This is a genomic window from Vibrio kasasachensis (genome assembly GCF_050337565.1).
GTDB lineage: Bacteria > Pseudomonadota > Gammaproteobacteria > Enterobacterales > Vibrionaceae > Vibrio > Vibrio kasasachensis.
The window spans coordinates 92,225-117,217 of the sequence record NZ_JAKJTB010000011.1 but is presented as its reverse complement, the minus strand read 5'-3'; the positions used below and the strand labels follow the sequence as shown (position 1 = coordinate 117,217).

Below are 24,993 nucleotides of genomic sequence, written 5' to 3'. Positions count from 1 at the left end.
ATAGTGTATAAAATGTGATCATTTTCTCAGGTTTTCATACTAAGACCTAGTTATAGTATTTGATACTCCACTTCTTGATGAGCTGAGCACACCGATGGACGATATAAGTCGCGTTAGGGTAGATGCAAATCAAATTGCTGAGGGGAGTAATATTTTACTTATAACGGCAAGGATGCTCTTTGTATGCGGGACTTTGATATAGATATACTTAGATTTATTGGTTTGGCGATGATTGTCCTTGCTCATGTTGAACCGCCTGGATTTATCTTCCAAATGAGAAATTTTGATGTGCCATTGATGGTTATGATCTCAGGGATGTCATTTGCAATAAGCTACGATAATAAGGACAGCTATTGCTCATTTATATGTAAAAGAATATCGCGCTTGCTGCTTCCGGTTTGGTTGTTTCTAACAGGCTATTTTTTATTACAATGGTTGTTTATACCAAATAGTGATGACTTGAACTTTGAAACAATAATGAATTCATATCTATTAATCGATGGTATCGGCTATGTTTGGATTATCAAAGTATTTCTTCTAGTTTCTATCGTATCACCATTACTATATCGTTTTCATCGTAATACCATATCGGATAGTTTGTATTTTACAGTTATTGCAATAATTTTCATTGTTTATGAATGCATCAGATTTGTCTCAATGCCTTATGTTGACGAAGGTTTATTAAAGTCCATGTCCTTAGTCACTCATTATCTTGTCCCTTACGCAATAATTTTTTCGATTGGTTTGCGTTTGAAATCAATACCTCATAAAGCTTTGTTCACATTAATAATTGTCAGTGGTACAGTGTTTCTTTCTATTTGCGTTACTCTATATGTATTAAGCGGTAGCGTGATCCCTACGCAAGAGCTCAAGTACCCACCATCAATATATTATTGTTCGTATGCCATTCTTATTTCTTGTGTGCTATTTTATGTTATTGGTAGATATAATGAATATATCGAGTTTAATATATTTAAATTAATTATCTCTTTTTGCGCAAGAAACTCAATATGGATATATCTATGGCATATACCATTTGTTAGGTTTTACAATGATACATTCGTTATAAAATATATGGTCGTTTTAACTTTTGCAATAATGATTACTTACTTGCAAGTTAGTTTGGTTAAGATTATTTCAACTAGGCTAAGAAGCGAAAGACAAAAAAGAAACCTAAAAAATCTCCTGACTGGGTAGTGCCGTCCTAACAAACCCAACTCGGTTCCGCTTCGCTTCAATGCGCTTGGTCTTGGCGCCAATCAAGGATAGGCTGACCTTCGATGTAGGCTAGATGATAAATTGGTTTGCTATTGAGAAATGGCGTACTTATAGTGTCGTTCATTTTCTCGTAGATCCAATTTGTTGATAGTGAGGTTAGGATGAAACAATCCATTGTGCATATTGCGCTAGTTGTGCGTGATTACGATGAAGCGATCGATTTTTATGTCAATAAACTGAGATTTGAGTTGATAGAAGATACGTATCAACCTGAGCAAGACAAGCGTTGGGTCGTGGTTGCGCCTCCAGGGAGTAATGGCGTGGCGTTGTTGCTGGCAAAAGCCTCAAAGCCGGAGCAGCATGACTTCATCGGTAATCAAGCCGGTGGAAGAGTGTTCCTATTTCTCAATACCGATGACTTTTGGCGAGATTACGAGCGGATGCTTTCGCTGGGTATTACTTTTGTCAGACCACCGAGTGAGGCAGAATACGGTACAGTTGCCGTTTTTGAAGATTTGTACGGGAATCGTTGGGACTTGTTGCAACTAAATGAAGATCACCCAATTGTTCTACGTAGCAAAAATCAATAGTACTCATTACCTCTTGAGGAATGAGTACTATTGATTCTGACTTAAAGCTGAGCGGTTGGCTTCGAAATGCAGCGCGCAGATGCTGCAGAGCCAAAAAGGGTGAATTTTTAACGATTAACAGCGTAAGTGGCGATAAATCCTTTTACTGCTTCATCAATAATCACTTTAAGTTCATCACAGCTTGGCGGCGTCTGGTGTGCGAGTAGCTGTGGCCAGAAAGCCACGGCTTTAATACAGCCAATGTATTGCTCGACCGCTAGCTGTATATTATCCACTTCAAGTTGGCGTAGCTCTATACCTTGGCGTACCCATTCATGTAAACCATAGCAGTCTTCCACTGAGCCAAATTTTGTCATCAGCACTTTAGAGGCTTTCGGGCATCGTATACACTCTGCCATTACCATACGTGCGATAACTTGGAATTCTTCTGTGTTGACATAGCAAAGCTGGTTCAAGGTTAGCTCTGTTAGCTGCACTTCGACAGGTACGGAAGGCTCAAATTTTTGCATGGTTGGGTCGTTAAAACGGCACATCAGCTTGTCTACGATTACTTCAAACAGAGCTTCTTTGTTTGGGTAGTATTTGTAGAGCGTACGTTTGGAAACACCAGCCTGCTTTGAAATACCTTCCATACTGGCTTGCTCAAAACCTTTTTGAGAAAACACCAAAATGGCGGTATTAATGATATCTTCTTGTTTTATGTCGCTTATCTTAACCATGGATTGGTCCCATAGCAGACAAAAGTAAACGATATTGTTTACTTTTAATGAGTCAATTTACAAAGTATACACTATCGTTTACTTTTTAAGATAGCGCATAGGTCATAAAAATAGATGATTGGTTTAGTTAAAAGTAATTTTCAAGCATTTTATAATTATACAGAGCAACGAAATCTTTCATGGAAGTAGGTTGAGTTACTACTTTTCTTATAGTAGGTGCATGATAATTAATTTTACCATTTTTAGTCTTGTAAAAATTTGCAGCTAGCGGTTAACTTTAGTTGCAGTTGGTCGAGATGAATAAACTAAAGTGCTAATACGCAGTGATATGCATACAGCCAGCTGGTAGCCTTTCCCCATACTTTATGGAGGAAATATGAAACGTAATATCTTATTATTTACAGCTATTGCTGTAGTGAGTGTGCCAGTTGTAGCTAGTGAATCGAACAGCTTTCGTTTAGGGGGCGGTTATTCCCAAACAGACATGGATAATTCTTTCCAATCTAGTGACTATGGAAGTGGGTTCAAACTAGAATTTGGTTATGATGTAAACCCTTACATCGGTATTAAACTAAGTTATGAGCAAAATGAAGGGGACATGTCTTTCACGGATGGTTCGAACTATGTAAAAGCTGACTTTGATGGAAGTACTTTCAAAGGTGGTTTTGACTTAGGTTATCCGCTTGAAAGCGCTATAGGAGTATTCAAACCTTATGTCGCAATAGGTTTATCAAGCTATAGTGAAGACGCGACTCTGACAGGGGACATTACAGGAAATACTAGCGCATCATCAAGTCAGCTTTACTATGGTGTTGGAGCTCGGTTTACTTCGAGTGCAAATGTCTATTTAGATTTGAGCTATGACCTATTTGAGGTTGAAGATTCGCTTTCAACTTACGACTTTACTCAGCTAGGGTTAACCATCGGTTATCAGTTCTAATGTTTGTATGGTCCCCCGCCAGCAAAGCCGGTGGGGTTGCATTTATTGATCAATCATCGAAGTTAGATTCCCAGCAGTGCCCGGGTCGATTTTGATGGTTTGGGTCGGGAAGGCGATATCTGCGCCATTTTGGTTAACAATCGCCATTATCTTCAGCAGCACATCTTGCTTTATTTCTTGATAGCGAATCCAATTGACGGTTTTAGTAAAGGTATAGACCATCAAATTTAAAGAGGATGGACCGAAGCCATTTAGATTGACGATCATTGTTTGGTTGGCATCAATATCCGGATGCGTTTCCAACATAGCTTTGATTTCATTGGCGATCTGTTCGACTTTGCTGCCATCCTCATAACGTAACCCTACGGTTTCATAGATACGGCGGTTGAGCATGCGCGATGGGTTTTCGACCACAATGTTGCTAAACACAGAGTTAGGGACGTAGAGTGGACGCTTGTCAAAAGTTCGTATTATCGTCATACGCCAACCAATACGCTCAACAGTCCCTTCAATTTGACGATCCGGAGAGCGGATCCAGTCACCAACTTTAAAAGGGCGATCAAAGTAAATCATCATCCCACCAAAGAAATTGGAAAGCAGATCTTTTGCCGCTAAACCGACAATTAACCCACCGACGCCACCAAAGGTAAGCAAGCCAGAAAGACTAAGCCCAAAAGCTTGCATGATGGTGAGTGCACCAATAGTAAGGAAGAACAGGCGCGCGACTTTCGCGACTGCTTGAACCGTAGTCTCATCGCGTTTCTTTTGTAACAACACATATTCTTCAACATTATTGATCAGTCGCATCGTAAACCAAATGAAGATGGCAATGACCAAAATGAGCTTCAAAGTGCTTAGCCAATCTAATGTTGTTCCCATTTGTTGCTGAAGTAAAAAGCCTAGTGAAATGGTCGCGGGCCAACACCAGATAAGAGTGCTAATAGGCGTTTTTAGAGCATGAAGCGTTAAGTCATCCCAATGTATCGCAGTACGGGCAACTAACATTTCCAGCCGTCCGTAAACAACACGCCAAATGAGCCAAGCAACGAGGCTGGTGACGGTAAGAAGCAACACGTTTGAATCGAGTTGCTGATAGAAAGATGACCAAGTGCTTGGAAGCAGTGATTTTAGTTCATTCATTATTAGAGTTCTAAAGTGATCAGAAAAAGGTGACAATCAATGCCATGTTATGCGCCGCATATTGAGTGAGTATATCGGTTCAAAGGCGAGAGGAAAACGGCTAGGTGATAGATGTGAGTGAGTTCTTATACCCAAAGGTTATTTTTCATTGAAGTGTTCAGCTAATGCTACGCGGCGTCTTTTCGCTATGCCACCCCCTTCCATATCAACAGTGTGTTCGTAGCCTAGTTTTACGAATCGTTGAGTTGGGCTATTTGGCTGAATTCGTTTCAATTGTGGAGTTTGTTTGGCTACCGTTAGTTGATAGATGGATATACCTGAGCCAGTTGTCACATGAATTTGGCGACCATCGAACTCGAATTGAGTTGCCACCATTCGTTGATTGCGAAAAACACCATCTTGGTTAAATTCTATTGACGCTCTGTTGTAAGAGGGAGTTCCCACTTCAAGCCAGCGACCATAGACATTTTCAGGGGCAATATAGTCTTGGTAGCTGAAATAGATCAAAACAGAAAAAGCGCCCAAAATTAGACTGACGAGACACAAAAAGACTATGTGAATAATGGGGATGCTTGCACTTATTTTTCGCTCAGTAGATTGCTTATTAAACGAGTATAACGTCACTACTACTTACCTCACTTATACTGCACAAGACTGAATCAATGTCTCAGTGATGCAAAGCTTGTAAGATATTGTCTTTTAACGCAATCTCGATGGAAGGAAGTTTGATGTTAAGCACAAACTGAATTTACATTTTCAGGTACGGCATAACCAAACTTTGGATGTCGATCCTAGCTTTGAGCTTTGCAGCTAAAAGATATAACCCGCCGATTTTTCGATGAAGGAATATTGCATCAATAGGAGGCGTATGCCAATAGTTCTCCTGCAAACTAAGAGCGGTACCTTGCTGGCGAATCTTATTGGCAAGATCTGATTGACCAAAATCATAGCATCCTTGATGGCGCATAGGCTCACAAGCAAGGGAAACGAGGTCAAGAATCGCCTGTTTTTGGCTCTCAACGATAGTTTGGCTAAAGAAGCCGATTTGGGTGAGAGCGGACTCAAGTGAACGATGATCATCTTCGATAACAGCGCGAAATGCGTTTTGATAGCCAGTACTAATTTGGTCGCTGTATTCACGTGTTGCACCAAAGTCGAGTAGTACAACCTTGCTTTCCTGATGGTTATAGAGGTAATTAGCGAAGTTTGGGTCTGTTTGAACTAGCTGGAATTCAAATAACTCGGCAAACAAAAGCTCAAGCAAGCTACGCATGACCCGATCTCTGAGCACTTGCGGAGCTTCAATCAAGGTTTCAATCGTTTCTCCTTCTACGTATTCCATAGTCAAAACGGTTTCACTACTTAAGTTTGAATAAGCTTTGGGGACGATGAAAGAGGGATTGCCATCTAGATGTGCTTTATAACGCGTTAGATAATGGCACTCCAATTGATAGTTTGCTTCCGCATGTAGCTGTTTTTTTGCTTCTTCAAGCAGACTTTTTACATCGATGTCTTTCGGAATTACACCGACGATGTTGAGTAAGGTCGCCACGTTGTCTACATCACTGTCTATGCTATTACGAATGCTAGGGTATTGAACTTTAACGGCGATTTTCTCACCATCATCAGTGTAGGCTTGATGAACTTGCCCTATGGATGCACTGGCAATAGGTTTGAAGTTAAATGAAAGGAACTCTTGTTTCCAATTCACTCCCAGACCTTGCTCAAGGGCACCATTTAATTGTTTGGATAGCATAGGGTTGGCATCGGAACGAAGCCGAGCAAGAATCTCAGTTAACTCTGGTGAGAGTAAATCACCGCTATCCATCGAGAGCATTTGTCCGACTTTCATCGCAGCGCCGCGTAAATGAGCGAGTTGGTCAGCTACACGTTTAATGTTGGATGGTGTCAGCAGTAGATCTTTTGCTTGAGGTCGCTCGCCTTTGAGCCACTGCTTGGTTCCTTCTGCTACGACATTGCCGCCAATTCGCGTGGCAAGTGACGCAAATTGGCTGATACGGGATAAGCGATGAGTTGGAATTTTGGATTCTTGATCTGACATAGAGTTAATTAAAGTCGCTTAAAGACTGCCCTCAAAAAATGAAATAATGAACTGGTCAATTATTGAACCCTAAGTTAATGCTTGTTGTAGTGCAAGTTTTGAGATACAAGATCACAGGTTTCGGTTTTTAAATTGAACCGTGATGTATTGTTCAATAAAGCAAGGAAGAAAAATGAAGCACAATGTTTATTTCGAGGGAAATGTACAGTCACTGGCTTTTACTCAATACAGTGATGAATCAAGTGTTGGCGTAATGGCTCCAGGTGAGTACACATTTGGTACAGCATCACCTGAAAAGATGTCGGTGATAAAAGGTGCATTGACGATTAAAAGAGAAGGCGAAGCGGATTGGGTTACTTTCCGCGATGGCGAATCGTTCAATGTTGCAGGTGATTCTTCTTTCCAACTGAAAGTGGAGATTGCAACTGCTTACTTGTGTGAGTATTTGTAAATAAAAGCCGCGCTTTGAGCGCGGTGATATACCCAAGCATCTTGAGGGTACTTGGGTATAATCAATTACATGGAGTCACAGTCTATGTACTTCGTGATTCGCTAGCATCCGTGGATTAAACATTTCATTGTTTATAAAGCACGATTTCAAATATCTTCAATGCTGCATGAGTCAGTAATAATTGTGAAGAAATCGAGTTTCGCGGCAGTGCCTACCATGTTCATTAGACCTACTGACAAAATTGTGTAATAAAATCGAGGTTTTATTTCGGAATATTCGTCTAATATTTATCAACCTTTTGTCTATACTAAAATTATTAGTAATAGCTTAAGTGAGGAGGTTGATATGGCTGTAGGATCAAGAAAACCTGACTCAAATACGCGTTATGACCCAAAACAAGATTTTACTCCTGACCAGCTGCGCCGCTTTGGTAACGTCGCCAATCGAGCGCAACGTGAACGGGAGCAGCGTCTACGTGATCAAAAATATGCCCCAGCTTTGATTGAGAGCGTGAAACGAAAAGCATTGAAACCAGTAATTAAACCTGTAGCTGATAAAGAAACTAAATCGTTAAGGTATGCTGTGTGGCTCTCTGTCGTATTGGTTTTCTTTCTTTGGGTCATGTACATGACCGGGTGAGCCTCGCTTTATATCATGCACATTGTACTCAATGGGCATCTCTTCCAGTGAGCACAAAATATCACTACGATAGTACTGATATTGGTTTTTTCCTGAATGTTTGGCTGCATACATAGCCTTATCTGCACAGCGTGTAAGTTCGTTTAAGTTGCTCGCATCTTGCGGGTAAAGAGCAACGCCGACACTAATTGTTAGACTGTTTATGCGTGTAGACCCGGCATAGCTGTCTTGAAACAAATGACAAATTCTATGCAAAATACCATCTAGATCCTTTTTACTTCGTACGTCATAAAGCAAGATTACAAATTCGTCACCTGCGAAACGTGCTATAGAATAGTCGTGATGGTTGCTTTTTCTATCCCGAGTTCGAATATTGTTTTTTAGACGGCGTGAAAAATTTTGTAAGACTCGGTCACCAACATCATGACCATAGGTATCGTTTATCTCTTTAAAATCATCAATATCGAGAAATATCAAAGCTGTTGTGGTAGATAGGTTACTCACCTCGGCAAGCTTTTGTGTTGCCCATTGTTCGAAGCTCCATCTATTCGCTAGCCCAGTCAATTGGTCCAAATAAGCAAGATCTTCAATGCCTTCTTTGTAGAGCAATTGAATGTAGTTGAGTAGCTTTGAATAGTAGAATGAGGCGGTATTACAAATAATACAACTCACAAAAACACTGAATAGGAAGCTATTTTGTAGGTTGTGCACGTCTCCGTTTGGTTGTAGAAAAAGATTGGTCGCGAGTGCGAGAAGGCAAAAAACTAAGCTACACACCAGCCCAACTTTAAACTCGTTGATGACAATAACGGAGATCATCAGAGGGAACAGCCACATTAATCGTTCAGGATGCTCTCCGCTAAAGAGTAATAAGATAAGCGCTTGAAATATCAAAACACCCGTCAGCATAATATCGGTGTATTGCAGCCCTTCTTTACGCTTGAGCTGCCACAAATTCAAAGCAACGATAGTGCAACAAATTAGGTTGATGCTTGCGAGTGTGTACTTTTGGTCAACATAATAAACCAGACCATAGCTAAATAGCACCACTAGCGAAATAATTGAGCAAAGGCGTACCAACTTGCACTTACGTGTAGCGCGTATATCCGCCATTTCTTCTAGATGACTTCCGACAAAATTCCCCATGCCCTGATGCGCCCTTATATTCATATTGCAAAGATAAGTCTAGGAGAAGAATTATTATATGAGAGACAACTAATGAATAAATAGCGTGATATTCATCAACTAACTGTATGAATTTCATGATTAGCTCTATCAAATAAAGTCGAAATCCGCCTATTTAGCTGAGGAGCATGTCGTGCAAGCATTCAAATTTGGAGTAGAAAGAAGCCCTCGTTTTGAACTGCTTTCTAATCGTAGAGGACTTCAACTTATTTAGGCTCCAATCCGTATGGAAGCCGAGAAAAAATACTCGGTTGTTTTTCAAAGGTCGGGGCTTGATTAACCTTTTGCCAATCCAAAAGCATAATAGCAAGTACATTGCGGTGCTCGCCTTTCGAGAAGTTGAAGTCCCCAGTGGCTGATGGCACCATGCCTTGCTGCTTGTCGATGGCTTTGTTTATGGCTTTACGCGTTTTCTCAACGACGGGGTCATCCTCTAATCCCGCTAGCAGAAAAGAGATACCGACTTCAGCAATCACGTCTTCTTTCGCTCGCAATAGAATTTGATCAATGTTGATACGAAAATAGTCATAGATCCATTGATGATCTTTCTCATCAACAAGCTTTTGATAATACTGCGAATTAGCAAACACTATGTGTGTCATACCATACAGCTTATTGCCATACTGTTGCGGAGAGAGTTTTTTGTCGGAGGAATCTGGGTACGTCTTACGGAAACTATTAATAAATGGCTCTACCACATCCTGCTCACCCAACTGACGTAACCAGTATACTTGATTGGCCAATTGAGCTGCCCATGCACGGATCATCTCTTGGTCTGTAGCATAGCGAGCGAAATCATGGCGGCGTATTACTTGGCGTAACTTTTCATCTTGCAGATGCTTTAGTCCATATTCGTTAGCTCGCGCCATAGAGCCAAGTAAATCGACACCGAGATACAGATACTCGGGCATATGCTTTGTGGCATTAAAGCGTCGAATACTACGTTCATCATCGTCGCCAATATAGCCTGCTAACCGACCTTCAGAGTAAAGGTAGATGTCCTCAGCGGTGGTCACTTCAGCTGCAAAGTAATTAAGCCGGCTTGCGACACGAGCTAAGTCGCTCCAAATTGCCGCCGCATATTTATCGTCCATAGTTTGGCGATACATTCTGAGCCCGTAGTGACCTTCTTTGAATGCAGGCAAAGTGAATAGTTGTTTTTCATAGGTTTGTTTAATGAGGTTGGCTGATTCTTTGTATGTAGAGGGCGTACTCGCGAAAGCAAAATGCGATAGAGTGAGACAAAGTATGAGTGAGAGAAGTTTACGACGCATCAACACATCCTAACGATAGGTATAGAGTTGCGAATATTAGCAAACATCACACATATCAATGTGAGCTATTTGTCAGATTCAAGTAAAGGCTTGATATTACACATTCGTCCCAAGCGACATTGATAGGTAGAAGTTATGGAAATCTATTTAATGTAGCGAAACGTCAGGTTGATTCTGGACTGTGCTATTCGCATTGATTTTGGTAAGTCGTGTTTCCAGTAGTGTTGTAATTCGCCAGCCATGATGAGTAGGCTGCCATGCTTGAGTTGATAATCGATGATTTTTTGTGCCAGTTACTATAATTGCAACAATTAATAAATATGTAACTAAGATTAAAAGTGAACACTTTTTGCTTGTAGAGTTTATGGCAATCGATGGCGTAAGATCATCTGTCACTCAAGCAATTTTATTTTTTCCCATATTTACGGGGGACATATGAGGTTTGAACGTAGCTGGCACCGTTCGCTTACGTTGTATTTTTCTATCCTCATCGTTATTGCGATCGTGTGCATTGAGTACATAAATAATATACAACATCAATATGTTAAACAAACTGAACAGGATAATGCGAGGGAAGAGCTGTCGATCGTTCGCTCTCAGCTAGAATCTTTGATTGCTTCAGATGTCTATCTAGTCAACAGTTTGCCAGCGGTCATCGCGACTCATTCCAACATTACCCAGCCACAATGGGACCTAATTGCTAGCAATATCGTCCGCCAGAGCGCTCATATAAGTGCAATCTTTTTGGCGCCGGACAATGTTATTCGTTTTGTTTACCCTTCGGAAGGTTACCAAAAACTAGTTGGTGATAGATCTCATTCAGAATTTAACAATCGACGCACAAGACAGCAGCTTGCTTCACTAAAAGGATCGTCAGTGGCAAATGCTATGCATCTCTCCAATGGTAACCTCGGTCTCGTATCAAGGGTGCCAATTTATGTCGACCCTCCTTTCAACCAAATCTATTGGGGCGCTTGTAGTGTCGTGATCGATTTGGAGAGCCTATTAACTGAGGCTGGGGTGTATCAGTTAATCGATCGCTATGATGTGGCGATTCTATCAATAGAGAATACTGATGAGGTGGACTCATTGATCTTTGGTAACCGTGAGACATTTGAAAATGCATTTACTACCGAGTTTGTTCACTTTCCTAATGGCAATTGGTTATTGGCGGCATCAACCGAAAAGGGTTTTTTGATTGATACCAACTGGTACCAACTCAACAGCGCACGGCTCATTGGTTATAGCGCGTTGTTAATGGTTTCAGCAGCGTTTTTTGCGGTTTACCGACTGTACCATAAAGCGAATGAACGCTCTTTACATGATGAACTTACAGGGTTGCCTAATCGACGTTATTTTATGTTTACTCTTAAACGACAGTTTTCAATGGCGAAAAGATCTCAATCTAAAGAAAAGTTTGCCTTACTCAATATTGATTTGGACAAGTTTAAAGAAATTAATGATCTCTATGGGCATGATGCAGGGGACAAAGTTCTTCAAGTTGTAGGTGACAGGGTCCAACAAGCCATCCGAGGTTCTGATGTAGTTGCGAGAGTTGGTGGAGATGAGTTTTTAGTTCTGCTACCAAGGGTAATTGAAGAGAAAAATATCCAGACAATCGTCGCAACTGTTTTGAGTCATCTTTGCGATGAGCCTATTGAATACGATTTGAATCGCATTCATTTACAAGCCAGTATTGGCTACGCAATGTACAGAAAAGAGATGAATTCGGTAGAAGATATTCTCAAAGCTGCAGATGCGGACATGTATAAGAGCAAACAGTATAGGAAAAACCATTGAGTTGCATTTTGCAAATTCAATGCATGCAATTTAATAGTACTTTTGCATTTTGCGAAGCTGCTATGCATTCTGTTTTGCTGAAACTGCTGGATAATTAATCAAATTGTCTGTAATTCATCATATTTCAGAGTTGGCACGTATCATGCTTTATACTAATTGACCCTTATTAAGCCGAGGGTCACCTAGCCAACTGACGTTGTTAGTGAACTTACTAATTGTTCACAGTTATATATAGCCAATCATATTTATTGTGATTGGCTTTTTTTATTCCAATATCTAAAGCTTTAGACTGTACACACAAGCTTTGACTGTTAAAAAGTTAAGGACCATTCCTTAACAAATTGAAGCGAACTTCTACTTCAACACCTTCAATCCAAAGTGTCTTTTCTAAAGGTGCATCGAAGCTCAAGGTAACTTTTAAGAAAGCGGGCTGCCCTTCAAATGGGCTTTGAAGCTCTTGTGGTAACCTGTTTACAACCTCAACGGGTTTCGACACGGTAGCAGAGAATTTTGTGCCATCTGGAAATATTATCTTTGCTTTGGTGTTCAATCGGCTGTATTCAAGATATTTGGGGTTTAGAAAAGCGGTAATTTCTGGTGTGACATTTTGCGCAACGGTCAGCAATGCTGAGTTTTCTATGACTCGTTGCCCTTCATGTACATGGATATCTAAAACCCGGCCATTAAATGGCGCGGTAAAGACTAAATTTTCTTGCTGTGCTCGCTTTACTATAAGTTCTTGTGCTAATGCTCGATATTGTTGAGAAACAGGACCAGCTAATGCTCGAACTTCTCTTTCTTGTTTAGCGTTAACATACGCAATTTCTTGGCTGCTAAGCTGGCTATTCAATGCGTTGCTTACGTTAACAATAGCGGCATAGTCAACTTCAGAAACTTGTCCTTTTTTTCGGAACTGGTCATATTTAGTCTGAATTTTCTCTACTTTCTCTAGGCTCTTTTTGGTGTTGCGAATAGCAATTTGGTACAAAATATCGGTACTTTGCACAGTGTCTGTTGAGAGTTTTGCTATTTCAGCTTGAAGGAAACGGACTTCTTTAAGAAGCGACTTGTCTTTGAGGGATAACAATGTTTGCCCTTCGCCAATATCGACCCCTACTTTTACTTTAAGTTCTTCGACGATAGCGGATTGTGAGGCAGTAATAGTTAAAGGATAAGAGGTAACAATGCCGGGAGCAGTGATTAAAACTTGGTTGTAGAATAAGTAGTACGCTATAAAAAGCAGCGGACTGATCACTATGCCTAAAATTAAATACCAGCGCAGGCGGTAACCACTGCGTTTTGCTTGCCCGTACATGATTCTCATACCACTTTCAGATTGTGGTTTATTTTTTTTGTCTAAGTGAAAGTTAACTTTCATACTAGAATTTTTTACCTCGCTTCAATACCCACCATGGCGCCATACTGGATTCTTCATGGCTACGCCTAATTACTTCGTTCACCATTGAAAATGCGGTGATTAAGCGCATAAAAAACTGGTATACCGGATACAGAAATAACCATCCGGTGAACTTCAAATCTTCTCTTTGACGTTCAGAGACTAAGCCGATGTAAATAATAAATAGCAGCATTGTGAGCATTAAGTACATCACGTATAGAAGTAGCATCAATGCTAATACAAAATTAAGCGGATAGGCGACGATCATATACACTGTGAAAATGACCACCAGTAGGGGTAATAAAACATTTTGGATGATTCCGTACGCCAAGGTAAATAGAAAATTCCCCCAGCCGAGTAGTGCCGGAGTGAGTCCTTCATTGTGCTTTCGCAAGAATAGAAACAGTAAGTCGCCATCCCATCGCAAGCGTTGCATGACTAAACCTTTTAAGGTATCTGGCACATCGGTATGACCAATCGAGTGTGTCGAAAATACCAACTTATGATTAGGGTAACGCCGTTTGTACTGTTTTAGGCGAATGGTTAAATCTAGATCTTCTGCAGTATGGGTATCCCAGCCTCCGACTTGTTTTAGCAGGTTTTTTCTAAAGGCCCCAAATGCCCCGGAAATGTTGTTTAACACTCCCCAATTTGCCATCCCAGTTTTACCTGCTTGCATGGACAGCATGTATTCCAGCGACTGCATTTTAGTCAAAATGTTTCTATTGTGGTTTCTAACACGTAAAGCGCCGCCACTTGCGATGACATCTTCACATGTAAACTGCTTCATCATCGTAAATGCCATGTCGTTATCGAATGAGGTATCACCATCAACATTGATGACAATCTCACAACTTGCCACAGAAAGACCGGCATTAAGCGTAGATACTCGTCCTCCACGCTGCCATTTTGGTAGCACGCGCACTTTGCGGTTTCGGGTTCTGGCATGTCGCTTCTTGCCGTCCAACGCAGCTTGGTAGGTTTGTTGGTTTTGCACTGCGCCGTCGACCACGGCGAGGATTTCTATATAACCGGGATAAACTTGTTCAGCTAATGAATCTATGGTGATGTCAATAGCATCGCCTTCCCCGTAGCAAGTGATAATGAAGCTTATCGAGGGAAAGTGAGTAAGAGGTGCCTCTTCTTTATTGTACGACCAGCGTAAAATACCAGTTATCACCAGTAGGTAGAGTGGTAATTCAATGGCAATCATTATGGGGAACAGCAGTAACCACAGTTCACCATTGTGAAGCAGCATTCCACGAAAATAATCAAGTAAAACCAGACTATCTTGCAGCATAGGTTTCATCCACTAATGCTTCTAACCAAAGTGTAACGCTGTCTTCAATTGCCGGATCAGGTAAATTCCATGAGAAGACATTTAGTACAAATTCTTCATTCTCGATAAGACCGCTTAATTCAGATAGTTTTTGCTGTAACACGGATAAACTTGAGTGTGTCGTGTTAGGCATTAGAACTAATAAGACATCTTGTTTGAATTGACAACAAATGTCGGTATCTCTAAACATACTGCTCAAACGCAGCGTTAGTTGATCCATAAGAGAGAAAAGCTTGCTGTCACCATATTGCTTTCCGTATTCATCTAATGAGGGTAGGTGTAAACCTAGCAATAGGTGTTGCTCACGATGGCGCAATGCAACCTTATTAAGCCATACGATTAGATTCTGGAAAAAACCGATGTCAACTTTGCCTTTAATGGATAGCTCGGGTGCTTGAATAGATTTACCATGCTGGTAAACATATTCACCAACCTCACCCAACTTGAATTGGAAAATTTTGCGAACCGCCAGTTGCTCAATGTTCATTTTTTCACCACAACTTAAACACTGGCTAGTGGTGGTAGCTTCAACAAATAAACTCGAGCAACTATTACAAACGTGATTTTCTAATGGGCGATCATAATCCACCCCAATATGGCGTAATTGCGTTAAGCATTTAGGACATTCAAGTTTTCCACGTCGTTGAAAGCTTTGCTGATCGCCTACATGACCACAAGTGAAACAGTGCAAAGAGCTTTGCGAATCTATATCAATGCTACTGCAATAAGGGCATACCTCGACGTAATTTAGGTGTCCACTGTTGCAATGGGAACAAACCCGTATTCTGTCGATCAGTTGTTCAGCTTCAATTACGCCGCGACTTTGCTCTGAAAGTACGTAACGATAAGTTGAGTACAGTTCAGGGAAGAGTGCTTCAACAATTGGGTAGGAATAAATAGACATTGATTCGAGGCATTTTAGTGCCTTTAACCTACGCTGGCGATTGATCCCCAACCAACCAATTAGCGGGTCTAACGATTCATGGCGTGACATGATTTGCATGTGGTTTTGAATGTTATGCCAAGTTTCCAATGACTGTTGCTCATCAAAAATACCATCTGTAACACATTGAGAATAGGGCGTATTTTCGGTAACAAATACACACCAAGACCATCGGCCAGCTTGTTGATAAAACGCTTTTAATGACGCTTCGACTTGCTGATTACTTGCGAGGTTTATGCAGATCATACCGCCCAATTCAGGTGGGATATCAGTGATATTTTGAACATAAACCACATCATTTAACGTGCAGTTTTCCCGTTTATCGCCAAGCCAATAATATTTGTTATTTATGTCAGACATGACAACCACTCTTACAATGACTAAATCGCTTACACGTACTAACCGTATAAAATCTACACCGTAGACCTTTAAATATTAGTCGCTATAAGGCAAAGAGATACTTCCCTTTGATTAACTAAAGCTTGATTTGATACTCACCATGCATGTCAGAAAGGTGGTTTTTTTATTATTTATCTGAATTCAAGTTGGATTATCTATAGGCGATGTAAGCGAAGATTTATAGGTTGAAATGGTATTTAAGCGGGGAGAAAAGTTTAGGCTGGTGCTTTCAATTAGGGAAAGGATTGGTAAGTAAAATTGATGTCCCATACTGATTAAAAGAGATGAATAGTCAGTATGGGAGAGGCAATTAATCACTGTAACAACTTGGTTGCCTTGGGCATACCGCTCCTCTTGAGCAGATCACGCGAGCGTCAGAGTCGAGCCCTCTTTCAACCCAATTAATATTGAGGATCTTAGCGATAGTGGTGAATTCTCGTTTGATGTGATTAGGAATAGTGGAACTTCCGCCATTCGCTACGCACAGCGCTTTTAACTCTTCTGCAATCGAAAGTGCATGTCCACCTTGTGCATCAATTGCGGGATTGAGATCTATGCCAGCACAAAGTACTCGGTTGTTACCGGCAGGATCGGTCATATTCATCGACTCACAGCAATAGATTCTTGGTTCATCACCGACATGCAGTATCGAAATTTGTGCAGAGCTGCCATTTTGTGGCTCCGATAACTTGCGGAAAACCGCCCAGTGCTGGCACGGATCGTTAACCTTGCGCATATTTCCCCATGGAAGAGGAATACCATTGCCTCGATAAACAGCTTTAAGCTTATTTTGCCCATAGGCATCAAAATAGTGCCAGTGCGGATAAGGAGAGACAACTGTCATTCTGCGCATCGCGACCGAAGGCGAAACCCCCGCCTTTTTATGCACATCAATTTCATATCCATTGCGGTCAAGTAATTGCCTAAACGGTACTTTGGGGCAAAGTAAGGCTCCGGCAAAGAAGCTAGATTCGAAATCACGCCATGCTTGTAAAATGTGCTGGGAATTGAGCTCAGTATTGTTGTTTTGATCGGCTTGTTCTTCCCAACTATTAGCATGCCCCACCGATAACACGCTTTTAAGCCCTTCTTTGCTGTGCAAAACGCAGTGCCCAATGTACACCGCTAAATCGTATTTTAAACGGGTAGGGTAATCGCGCAGAATTTCATTGAGATAGATACTGCCGGGAGGCTCAAAGAATGAGGTGACGACTTGTTTAGCGCTTACACCCAATTCATCGACTACATCTTGAGGTGCGCGAGAGATCCAACGAATGGTTAGCCCCATACTGCGTGCAATACCCATTAAGTCTTGAGTCGAGAGGTTTAGCCGTTTGAGACCAATCTCTTCAGCAGCGCGCTCTAGATCTGGAAAGTGATTTTGATGGCTCTCTTGATGAGCGCGAATAAGTAAGTGGGCGAACTGACGACCAGTAATACCAGTCTGCGAGAGCATTTCGGGAATGGCGATTTGCAGAATCTCTTTTGAGAAAAGAAAGCTTGGCTCCAAAGCCATACCACTAATGCCACCTCGGTTACCTTTATCGGGCGTGATGGCATCATTCGTTGGCTCATCATCTAAAAACCAAGCCGGATCTTTTTGAAAAACCTCAGCGATCACTTCAAGCATATCAATGCTAGGGACACGTTTTCCTCTTTCAATCATCGAAAGGTAAGATACAGAGGGAGCATACTCTGGATTAACACGAATACAGCGCGCAGAGAGATCCTCCATGGTTAAGTGGTTACGTTTCCTTAGATTTCTTATCTTGGTCCCCAAAAAATGGGACTGACGGATTAAACTTTTTGACAGCTGCATTTTGTAAAATTCACATTGTAAAATTTTTGTTGTGAAATTGTAGTCAAAAATTGGCTAATCTACCTAGTAAGCAAGTTCACAAATTTGTCATTAAATTGAATTGCAAATTACATGAACTGCCAAGGATCAGAAAATTGTGCGATATACGCGAGGGAAAGACTATGAATATGCAAACGTTCGAAAACAATGAAATCCAAACAAATTCGACTTCAGTTATTGCTAATGCTGTCTTTGCCGTGGAAGCGATTAAAGCAGAGCAAGCACAAGAAAAACAGATGAAATCCAAACAGCTTCTTGACCGCTTGTTCCCATTAGAAAATGGCTCGCATAGCGATGTTACGGAGTACGTAATCGACTTGCGCCATGTATTGGCATTTTTCAAAGATGGCTCACACAGTGGTTTGAAGCATCCGAAGCACTTTGTCGCCTTCACTGCTGAAAAAGAGCAGCCACATTCGATTCTATTTCGCGATGGAAGCGGCAGCCACATGGAAGTTATCTTCGGGCGTCAGAAGGGTACGGGTAGCGTTGAATACATTGAGATTGATGATATTCAAATGGAAACCTGCACGACGTTTCCCCAAGTTGATTCTAGTTCGGCAATGCGCCACTGGATTAGCTTGGTGAAAGGCGACAAAAATGGCAAACCAAGTGCTTGTACCGAAGATAAAGAGTACACGGCTAAAAATGGCGACGATTACCGCTTGGATTGTTGCTACACACTTTAGTCTTATACCCAAGTAACCTCAAGATGCTTAGTTCAGCGAGAGTTGTTAGGTTTGCAGGCAAGGCGTCGATTTGAAAATCTAGTTGCTCTAAATTAAGAATCGATAACGTAGTCTGCGAACCTAACAAACTCGCCCTGTGGGAGTCTGTCACTGGATCCATTTTTGCGTCAAACAACTAGGAAATAGATGGCTATTCCACGTCATTGTTTTCCTTGAACTGGAACCAGTGACAAGACTCTGAATCCTGCATCTTGAAGTCACTTGGGTATAATCTTGTTAATGTGGTTATCGAGGGAATCCAACTTAGGTTGGATTTTTTATTGATTAAATTCCACTAAGCTAAAGTGTGGATTTGGAATAGTGACTTCGATGCTTTTCAGTTGGTCGGTGCTGAGCCACTTTTCACCCATTGTGGTTTCTACGAGTAAGCACTCTTGGCGGCTATCGTTATAGCCAGTATCTAAGGCTTTTCCCACGATAATAGCGCCATCGATTAAAGTTACAATTATTGGGAAGTGGTATAAACACGCTATCTCCAAGTAATCGTACTGGCTGCATGAAATCATATCTCCTCCTTGGAGGGTTTAAGCTCAACAATATTATTTTCTGGATCACTTAGGTAGACGGAACGCCCAAAACCTTGCGCACCGTAGCGCTCGGTAAATCGATCGAATTTTATACCCAATCGATTTAAGTAAATGATCAATTCGCTCTCTTCTATCTGCTCGATTTGCAAACAGAAATGATCCACATTACGTCCATCTTGGCTGGGTGGTGCACCGCCAAGTTTACCTAGCTCGCTATTTACTGTGACAATATCAATTAAAGCGTTGCCAGCGCGGAGTTGGGTTAACCCAAGTTCGGGTAAGCACCGTTCAACGGTACAACCAAGAACATCACAGTAAAAATGCAGCATAGAATCAAGGTGTTGTGTTCTTAATACGATATGGTCTAACCCCGTAATTTGAATCATACATCGCCTCTTAATTATAGACTGCTAAATTATCAGTTTAACTGCCAACGCCAACATTACCATCCCAATGACAGCCCGAAGCCAGATAGAAATGTGCTCACTAAAAACTCGAACCGGGCTGCGTCAAAAATTCGATTTCTTCAGTGCTACTCACGCGGTTTAAGATCACGTTGCGATGAGGGTAGCGTCCAAATCGGTCAATGATCGTTTTGTGTTTAAGTTCAAAATCATAGTTGTTTTCTAGCCCTGGCTGTTTAAACAAGATCGCTGCTTGTTGATGAATGAATGCCGACTCACTGTGCATGTAAGGCATGTATAAAAAAGAACGTTCTTGTGGAGTTAGCTGTTTATCTGCTTCCAATCGAACCGCTTCTTGAGCCAGCGCTAGTGCAAGAGGATCTTGGCTAAATGCTTGTGGGGTATTTCGGTATATATTGCGTGAAAATTGGTCTAGTACAATTATTTCGGCTAATCGACCTTGAGGGCTGTCACGCCAAGTAAATAGCTCGGCATGAGCCGCTTGCTGAAGAAGCTGACCAAATTGAGATTTGATGCGAGCATCGACATCTGCACTTACTACGAACCAATCTTTACTCTCTAATTCGCTGAACCAAAATTTAAGAACTTGCTCTTGCATGACTGCTCCTTGTTGTACGTTCTATAAAGCTGATATCTGTTGGTCAATATAGCGTAATGTCACTACGTACCCGGAACAAATGTTGAAATCTTGACCGTAATACCTATAATCCGTTGCACGAAAACTATGTGCTAACTTTAATGATGACAAATAAGAAACCCGATCGCATGACCGCGATGAAAGATCTCATTGAGCAGGTATTGGCTGAGTTACCGTTATACGAGCCTGAAACCTTTGTCTGCAGTGCAAAAGGAAGTTGCATTGGGTGTCCGAAGAAGCTACTTGAAATGGTCGATGGTGAGTTGACCTATTGGCAATGTGCCATGGCACGCGGTATTACGCCACAATTTGATGAGATCCGCCGCTTTGGTAAAATGTGTAATAGTGTGCGTAGAGGACTAAAGCGGAATAATTTGCTGATGACACCAGTATAAAACTGAAGCCAAAAAGGGAGCTTTCGCTCCCCTTTGAATTAAAAACAGGCTTGTTTTACAAAGTAGGGGTTTTCAAACTTTTTTGCTGGGCCGATTTCTGATATCACCAATTTATTCCAAAGTTGTCGGTCAAATACCCCCTTGGGAATCGACGGATAAATAGTCTCAACTTCTTCAAAAGCGAAGCGCATAAATTGCTTCTTTTTGATTTGGTTGTATTTATTCGCTACCCGGTTATGTTTTTTTATCCATTCAAGCTTGTATGCGTAAAGTGCAGGCTCAGCTTGTTCAAGCGGAACACGAGAAAGATAGACTCTTTTATAAGAAACCTTACGATCTAGCATAGTGCGCATCGCCGTTTGGATATATTTTCCATGGTTTGTTATTGAGATATCATCCAACTTGAACGGTTTAACATGCCAACCAGTTGGTAGAAAATTTGGTTGCTTGAACTGTTTGTTTCGCACTTCAATCGCGTCGTGCAACACAATGTCAGAGGTTCCGTTGAAGGTCTGTTGCCAGCGTCCAATACGGATCTGAAAAGCAGTTGGTAAGCGATAAATGTTGGTAAACTTATCTTGGTCCATAAGCGAAAGCACTAATTTGTTTGCCCATAATGTCTGCAACATTGAAGGCAGAGTGTGATGAGAACTAGGATTGAAGATTCTATTGCAAGCATCGCAACCCAGCGAGCGAAAAGATGTATTTAAATATATCTACGGCTTAGCTAGGCATTGGCATGCTGTCTTATCGAGAATAATCCTAACCTTTTAACAAGGCAAGGTCTCAACTTAGAAAATGCAATGCTTCGCAAAGTCTGTTGCTTCGTTGGCTGTCCAATCACCCTTGTCCTTTTGCTTCATATCTTCACACCATTCTTCACTACCTACTTCGGTACAGCCAATAACAAAAAGACTCAAACCTAGAGCAATAATTATTTTTTTCACAATATTATCCTTGTCATGTTCGTTGCAAAAATTATAGCGCCTTTCTCTTATGTTTCGTCAAATTGTTGTTTTTATTTGTAAATTTTAATTTTATGGAAAATATCGGGGATTAAACGCAATGTTACCGCTTTTCTTAAACTTATAATGAGTCAAATAACATTAATTGCCTCGAGTATGGTGATCAATATCACTTTAATGTTGCTCCAACTAACACGATATCGATCGATGTCACACATTAAACTTAAGGTGGATGACCTGACAAAATTCTGTTCTATAGTGTCATCGAAACGTTTCGATGGGTTTTAATCAACAGATTTGTTGAAATTAGATAACAAAGATTCAGTACTAGAAGTCGTGCGATTTAAGGTCGATAAAATGAAGAAAAGTACCCTATTAAATTCCGAAATTGCTTACTTGGTGTCCACGCTTGGTCATACCGATGAAATCACTATTTGTGATGCTGGTTTGCCTGTCCCTGATCACGTAACAAGAATTGACCTTGCTCTAACTCATGGTGTGCCAAGCTTTATTGAAACTGTTCGTGTGATTTTAACCGAGTCTCAAATTGAAGGTGTGGTGATAGCCGAAGAATTTGCCCAAGTAAGCTCAGACCTTCACCAAGCATTATTGGCTGAATTAGAAATAGAACAGAGCCGTTGTGGTAAGAGATTCAATATTAAATACGTTTCCCATGAGGAATTTAAATACTGCACACATCAAAGCAAAGCGGTTGTAAGAACAGGCGAATGCACACCTTATGCGAACGTGATTTTCCAAGCTGGCGTCGTGTTTTAGCTCAACATACCGAATTGAGGAAAAGTTATGACTCAAGCAATTCTACAGCTGAATGAGATAGAGAAAGCCTTCCCAGGTGTAAAGGCGCTCGATCAAGCCAGTTTGAATGTGTATCCCGGACGAGTAATGGCGCTATTGGGTGAAAATGGTGCAGGTAAGTCAACCCTAATGAAAGTATTAACAGGCATACATGCATTGGATGCTGGTTCAATACAGTATCAAAATAAGCCTATTTCGTTCAAAGGTCCTCGAGATTCCCAGCAAGCCGGTATCAGTATTATTCACCAAGAATTGAACCTAATTCCTGAGCTAACGATTGCTGAAAACATTTTTATTGGACGCGAATTTACTAGCAGCTTTGGGCGAATCCAATGGTCCAAAATGCATGATGAGGCGGACAAGCTACTCAAACGTCTAAACATTAAACACAGTTCAAAAAAACTACTTGGTGAATTGAGTTTAGGCGAGCAACAAATGGTCGAAATAGCCAAAGCGCTCTCTTTCGAGTCGAAAGTGATCATCATGGATGAGCCAACGGATGCGTTGACTGATACCGAAACCGAATCACTGTTTACAGTGATCAATGAACTTCGTAGCCAAGGGTGTGGGATTGTTTATATCTCACACCGCTTAAAAGAGATATTCGAGATTTGCGACGACATTACAGTACTGCGTGACGGTAAGTTCATTGGAGAATGTCGAGTAACCGATACCGATGAAGATGGACTGATTGAAATGATGGTTGGTCGTAAATTGGAAGAACAATATCCCCGTATTGATGTAAAGCATGGTGAGACCTGCTTAGAAGTCATCGAGCTGACAGGCTCGGGTGTGCACGATGTTAGCTTTACTTTGAAACGTGGCGAAATATTAGGTGTTTCCGGTTTGATGGGCGCAGGGCGCACCGAACTAATGAAGGTTATTTATGGTGCGCTTCCAAGCGACCGTGGTGTGATTAACCTTGATAATAGAACCATTAATCCGGTCAGTCCGCAGGATGGGTTAGCAAATGGTATCGCGTACATTTCTGAAGACCGTAAAGGTGACGGGTTAATTCTTGGGCTATCCGTTAAAGAAAATATGTCTTTGTGCGCGTTAGACAAACTGTGCAAAAGCGGACGAATTCAACACAGTGCTGAAGTGATGGCGGTTGATGACTTCATTAAACTATTCAACATCAAAACCCCAACTCGTGAGCAAATTATTGGCAACCTTTCCGGAGGTAATCAGCAAAAAGTCGCGATCGCAAAAGGGTTAATGACAAAACCTAAAGTGTTGATTCTGGATGAACCCACTCGTGGCGTGGATGTTGGTGCGAAGAAAGAAATTTACCAATTAATCAATAAATTTAAAGCGGAAGGCATGAGCATTATTTTGGTGTCTTCTGAAATGCCGGAAGTGCTCGGAATGAGCGACCGCATTATGGTGATGCATGAAGGACGTGTAAGCGGCATGTTTGAAGCCAAAGATGCGGACCAAGAAAAATTACTGGCTTGCGCGGTAGGTAAGCAGATCAATGAGGAAGCAGCATGAGTACTGAAACCATGAGCAAAACAACCCAAGCTAGTGGCAAAAAGCTGTTTAGCAAAGAGTGGCTAATTGAGCAGAAATCGTTGATCGCTCTGTTGTTACTGATTGTTGTTGTGTCTTTTTTGAATCCTAACTTTTTCACCTTAGACAACATTCTTAACATCCTCCGTCAAACCTCGGTCAATGCGATTATTGCAGTCGGTATGACGATGGTTATCCTAACCGCGGGTATCGATTTGAGTGTTGGCTCCGTATTGGCGCTATGTGGTGCATTTGCGGCAACTATGATTGGGCTTGAAATTCCGGTGATTATCGCAGTACCAACCGCTTTAGTAGCGGGGGCAGCGTTAGGCGCAATCAGCGGTATTATTATCGCGAAAGGTAAGGTTCAAGCCTTTATCGCCACTCTCGTTACCATGACACTCCTACGCGGTGTCACCATGGTTTATACCGATGGTCGTCCTATTTCAGCTGGTTTTACTGATACCGCAGATGCGTTCGCATGGTTTGGCACTGGCTATACACTTGGTATTCCGGTACCTGTGTGGCTGATGGTATTTGTCTTCGCAGCAGCATGGTACCTACTAAACCATACCCGATTTGGTCGCTACGTTTATGCCGTGGGTGGTAATGAATCAGCCGCTCGCCTATCTGGCATCAATGTGGCTCGCGTGAAAATTGGAGTGTATGCCATTTGTGGTCTGCTTGCGGCGCTGGCTGGCATCATTATCACTTCTCGCTTGTCTTCTGCGCAACCAACCGCTGGTATGGGCTATGAGTTAGATGCAATCGCAGCGGTTGTACTCGGCGGAACCAGTTTAATGGGCGGGAAAGGACGCATTATGGGAACCTTAATTGGTGCGCTAATTATAGGCTTCCTAAACAACGCGTTAAATCTACTCGACGTATCTTCTTACTACCAGATGATTGCCAAAGCAGTGGTTATTCTTCTGGCGGTAATTGTAGACAATAAAAACAAGTAACTGACGTTCAATTTTACACCAATAACAGAGCCAAGCTTTCTTGGCTCGCTCG

General features: G+C 41.5%; 26 protein-coding genes and 1 pseudogene. 11 read left to right on the top strand and 16 right to left on the bottom strand.

Annotated elements, in window-relative coordinates:
- Window positions 1-183: 183 nt before the first annotated feature.
- Together L4C38_RS07465 and L4C38_RS07460 are read left to right on the top strand one after the other, a co-directional pair.
- The gene (locus L4C38_RS07465) at window positions 184-1,197 is read left to right on the top strand and encodes an acyltransferase family protein (RefSeq protein WP_428796909.1); all 1,014 of its coding nucleotides are present in this window, start codon (window positions 184-186) and stop codon (window positions 1,195-1,197) included.
- Window positions 1,198-1,379: 182 nt separating this feature from the next.
- Window positions 1,380-1,808, top strand: a complete 429-nt coding sequence (locus L4C38_RS07460) for a VOC family protein (RefSeq protein WP_428796908.1) — start codon at window positions 1,380-1,382, stop codon at window positions 1,806-1,808.
- Between the two features lie 107 nt (window positions 1,809-1,915).
- Here L4C38_RS07460 and L4C38_RS07455 read toward each other — a convergent pair whose 3' ends face one another.
- Window positions 1,916-2,527, bottom strand: a complete 612-nt coding sequence (locus L4C38_RS07455; protein ID WP_428796907.1) for a TetR/AcrR family transcriptional regulator — start codon at window positions 2,525-2,527, stop codon at window positions 1,916-1,918.
- 376 nt (window positions 2,528-2,903) lie between these two features.
- Between L4C38_RS07455 and L4C38_RS07450 the strand changes: the two genes are divergently transcribed.
- Window positions 2,904-3,467 (top strand): porin family protein, encoded by a 564-nt coding sequence (locus L4C38_RS07450; RefSeq protein WP_428796906.1) that lies wholly within the window; start codon window positions 2,904-2,906, stop codon window positions 3,465-3,467.
- 42 nt (window positions 3,468-3,509) lie between these two features.
- Here the strand turns inward: L4C38_RS07450 and L4C38_RS07445 are convergent, their stop codons facing one another.
- The 3 genes from L4C38_RS07445 to L4C38_RS07435 form a co-directional block, all read right to left on the bottom strand.
- Complete coding sequence (locus L4C38_RS07445; protein ID WP_428796905.1) at window positions 3,510-4,607, bottom strand: mechanosensitive ion channel family protein; 1,098 nt, start codon at window positions 4,605-4,607, stop codon at window positions 3,510-3,512.
- Between the two features lie 138 nt (window positions 4,608-4,745).
- The gene (locus L4C38_RS07440; RefSeq protein WP_428796904.1) at window positions 4,746-5,231 is read right to left on the bottom strand and encodes a DUF2850 domain-containing protein; all 486 of its coding nucleotides are present in this window, start codon (window positions 5,229-5,231) and stop codon (window positions 4,746-4,748) included.
- A gap of 124 nt (window positions 5,232-5,355) precedes the next feature.
- Window positions 5,356-6,669, bottom strand: a complete 1,314-nt coding sequence (locus tag L4C38_RS07435) for an ABC1 kinase family protein (RefSeq protein WP_428796903.1) — start codon at window positions 6,667-6,669, stop codon at window positions 5,356-5,358.
- A 172-nt stretch (window positions 6,670-6,841) separates the two neighbouring features.
- On the opposite strand from L4C38_RS07435, the gene ppnP reads away from it, so the two are divergent.
- Window positions 6,842-7,120, top strand: coding sequence for a pyrimidine/purine nucleoside phosphorylase (ppnP, locus tag L4C38_RS07430; RefSeq protein ID WP_428796902.1), 279 nt, complete (start codon window positions 6,842-6,844; stop codon window positions 7,118-7,120).
- Window positions 7,121-7,465: 345 nt separating this feature from the next.
- Window positions 7,466-7,759, top strand: a complete 294-nt coding sequence (locus L4C38_RS07425) for a hypothetical protein (RefSeq protein ID WP_428796901.1) — start codon at window positions 7,466-7,468, stop codon at window positions 7,757-7,759.
- Here L4C38_RS07425 and L4C38_RS07420 read toward each other — a convergent pair.
- From L4C38_RS07420 to L4C38_RS07410, 3 genes and pseudogenes are all read right to left on the bottom strand, one after another.
- The gene (locus L4C38_RS07420; protein WP_428796900.1) at window positions 7,691-8,905 is read right to left on the bottom strand and encodes a GGDEF domain-containing protein; all 1,215 of its coding nucleotides are present in this window, start codon (window positions 8,903-8,905) and stop codon (window positions 7,691-7,693) included. The two genes, L4C38_RS07425 and L4C38_RS07420, sit on opposite strands and share 69 nt — an antisense overlap.
- A gap of 245 nt (window positions 8,906-9,150) precedes the next feature.
- A complete protein-coding gene (locus tag L4C38_RS07415) occupies window positions 9,151-10,218 on the bottom strand; it encodes a DUF3541 domain-containing protein (RefSeq protein ID WP_428796899.1) in 1,068 nt (355 codons plus the stop codon).
- Between the two features lie 143 nt (window positions 10,219-10,361).
- Window positions 10,362-10,496 (bottom strand): annotated as a pseudogene (locus tag L4C38_RS07410) (alpha-ketoglutarate-dependent dioxygenase AlkB); the annotation flags it as partial.
- Between the two features lie 157 nt (window positions 10,497-10,653).
- Between L4C38_RS07410 and L4C38_RS07405 the strand changes: the two are divergent.
- Complete coding sequence (locus tag L4C38_RS07405; RefSeq protein ID WP_428796898.1) at window positions 10,654-12,018, top strand: sensor domain-containing diguanylate cyclase; 1,365 nt, start codon at window positions 10,654-10,656, stop codon at window positions 12,016-12,018.
- Between the two features lie 319 nt (window positions 12,019-12,337).
- Here the strand turns inward: L4C38_RS07405 and L4C38_RS07400 are convergent, their stop codons facing one another.
- The 4 genes from L4C38_RS07400 to L4C38_RS07385 all read right to left on the bottom strand — a co-directional run bounded on the left by L4C38_RS07400 (window position 12,338) and on the right by L4C38_RS07385 (window position 17,914).
- On the bottom strand, window positions 12,338-13,396 hold the full coding sequence (locus tag L4C38_RS07400; RefSeq protein WP_428796897.1) for an HlyD family secretion protein: 1,059 nt from the start codon (window positions 13,394-13,396) through the stop codon (window positions 12,338-12,340).
- 1 nt (window position 13,397) lies between these two features.
- A complete protein-coding gene (locus tag L4C38_RS07395; RefSeq protein ID WP_428796896.1) occupies window positions 13,398-14,714 on the bottom strand; it encodes a glycosyltransferase family 2 protein in 1,317 nt (438 codons plus the stop codon).
- On the bottom strand, window positions 14,701-16,056 hold the full coding sequence (locus L4C38_RS07390; RefSeq protein WP_428796895.1) for a TackOD1 domain-containing metal-binding protein: 1,356 nt from the start codon (window positions 16,054-16,056) through the stop codon (window positions 14,701-14,703). Before L4C38_RS07390 ends, L4C38_RS07395 begins: the two co-directional genes overlap by 14 nt.
- Window positions 16,057-16,405: 349 nt before the next feature.
- Window positions 16,406-17,914 (bottom strand): DUF3612 domain-containing protein, encoded by a 1,509-nt coding sequence (locus tag L4C38_RS07385; protein ID WP_428796894.1) that lies wholly within the window; start codon window positions 17,912-17,914, stop codon window positions 16,406-16,408.
- A 161-nt stretch (window positions 17,915-18,075) separates the two neighbouring features.
- Here L4C38_RS07385 and L4C38_RS07380 point away from each other — a divergent pair, with 161 nt between their 5' ends.
- Window positions 18,076-18,642 carry an aldolase/citrate lyase/malate synthase family protein gene (locus tag L4C38_RS07380; protein ID WP_428796893.1) on the top strand — a complete coding sequence of 189 codons (567 nt, stop codon included), beginning with the start codon at window positions 18,076-18,078 and terminating at the stop codon, window positions 18,640-18,642.
- Window positions 18,643-18,959: 317 nt separating this feature from the next.
- Here the strand turns inward: L4C38_RS07380 and L4C38_RS07375 are convergent, their stop codons facing one another.
- From L4C38_RS07375 to L4C38_RS07365, 3 genes are all read right to left on the bottom strand, one after another.
- Complete coding sequence (locus L4C38_RS07375; protein WP_428796892.1) at window positions 18,960-19,208, bottom strand: Rho-binding antiterminator; 249 nt, start codon at window positions 19,206-19,208, stop codon at window positions 18,960-18,962.
- On the bottom strand, window positions 19,205-19,615 hold the full coding sequence (locus L4C38_RS07370) for a VOC family protein (protein WP_428796891.1): 411 nt from the start codon (window positions 19,613-19,615) through the stop codon (window positions 19,205-19,207). Before L4C38_RS07370 ends, L4C38_RS07375 begins: the two co-directional genes overlap by 4 nt.
- A 100-nt stretch (window positions 19,616-19,715) precedes the next feature.
- The gene (locus tag L4C38_RS07365; RefSeq protein WP_428796890.1) at window positions 19,716-20,252 is read right to left on the bottom strand and encodes a DUF924 family protein; all 537 of its coding nucleotides are present in this window, start codon (window positions 20,250-20,252) and stop codon (window positions 19,716-19,718) included.
- Window positions 20,253-20,395: 143 nt separating this feature from the next.
- Between L4C38_RS07365 and L4C38_RS07360 the strand changes: the two genes are divergently transcribed.
- A complete protein-coding gene (locus L4C38_RS07360; protein ID WP_428797167.1) occupies window positions 20,396-20,686 on the top strand; it encodes a hypothetical protein in 291 nt (96 codons plus the stop codon).
- Between the two features lie 38 nt (window positions 20,687-20,724).
- Here the strand turns inward: L4C38_RS07360 and L4C38_RS07355 are convergent, their stop codons facing one another.
- Together L4C38_RS07355 and L4C38_RS07350 are read right to left on the bottom strand one after the other, a co-directional pair.
- Entirely contained in the window at window positions 20,725-21,273 is a 549-nt protein-coding gene (locus L4C38_RS07355) for an MSHA operon transcriptional regulator (protein ID WP_428796889.1), read from the bottom strand.
- A gap of 204 nt (window positions 21,274-21,477) precedes the next feature.
- Window positions 21,478-21,633, bottom strand: a complete 156-nt coding sequence (locus L4C38_RS07350; RefSeq protein ID WP_428796888.1) for a DUF3012 domain-containing protein — start codon at window positions 21,631-21,633, stop codon at window positions 21,478-21,480.
- A gap of 375 nt (window positions 21,634-22,008) precedes the next feature.
- Here L4C38_RS07350 and rbsD point away from each other — a divergent pair, with 375 nt between their 5' ends.
- From rbsD to rbsC, 3 genes are read left to right on the top strand one after another with little or no spacing between them, the layout of a single operon-like run.
- Complete coding sequence (gene rbsD, locus L4C38_RS07345) at window positions 22,009-22,428, top strand: D-ribose pyranase (RefSeq protein ID WP_428796887.1); 420 nt, start codon at window positions 22,009-22,011, stop codon at window positions 22,426-22,428.
- Between the two features lie 27 nt (window positions 22,429-22,455).
- Window positions 22,456-23,961, top strand: a complete 1,506-nt coding sequence (gene rbsA / locus L4C38_RS07340) for a ribose ABC transporter ATP-binding protein RbsA (RefSeq protein WP_428796886.1) — start codon at window positions 22,456-22,458, stop codon at window positions 23,959-23,961.
- Entirely contained in the window at window positions 23,958-24,941 is a 984-nt protein-coding gene (rbsC, locus tag L4C38_RS07335) for a ribose ABC transporter permease (protein ID WP_428796885.1), read from the top strand. The genes rbsA and rbsC overlap by 4 nt, the downstream gene beginning before the upstream one ends.
- Window positions 24,942-24,993 lie beyond the last annotated feature (52 nt).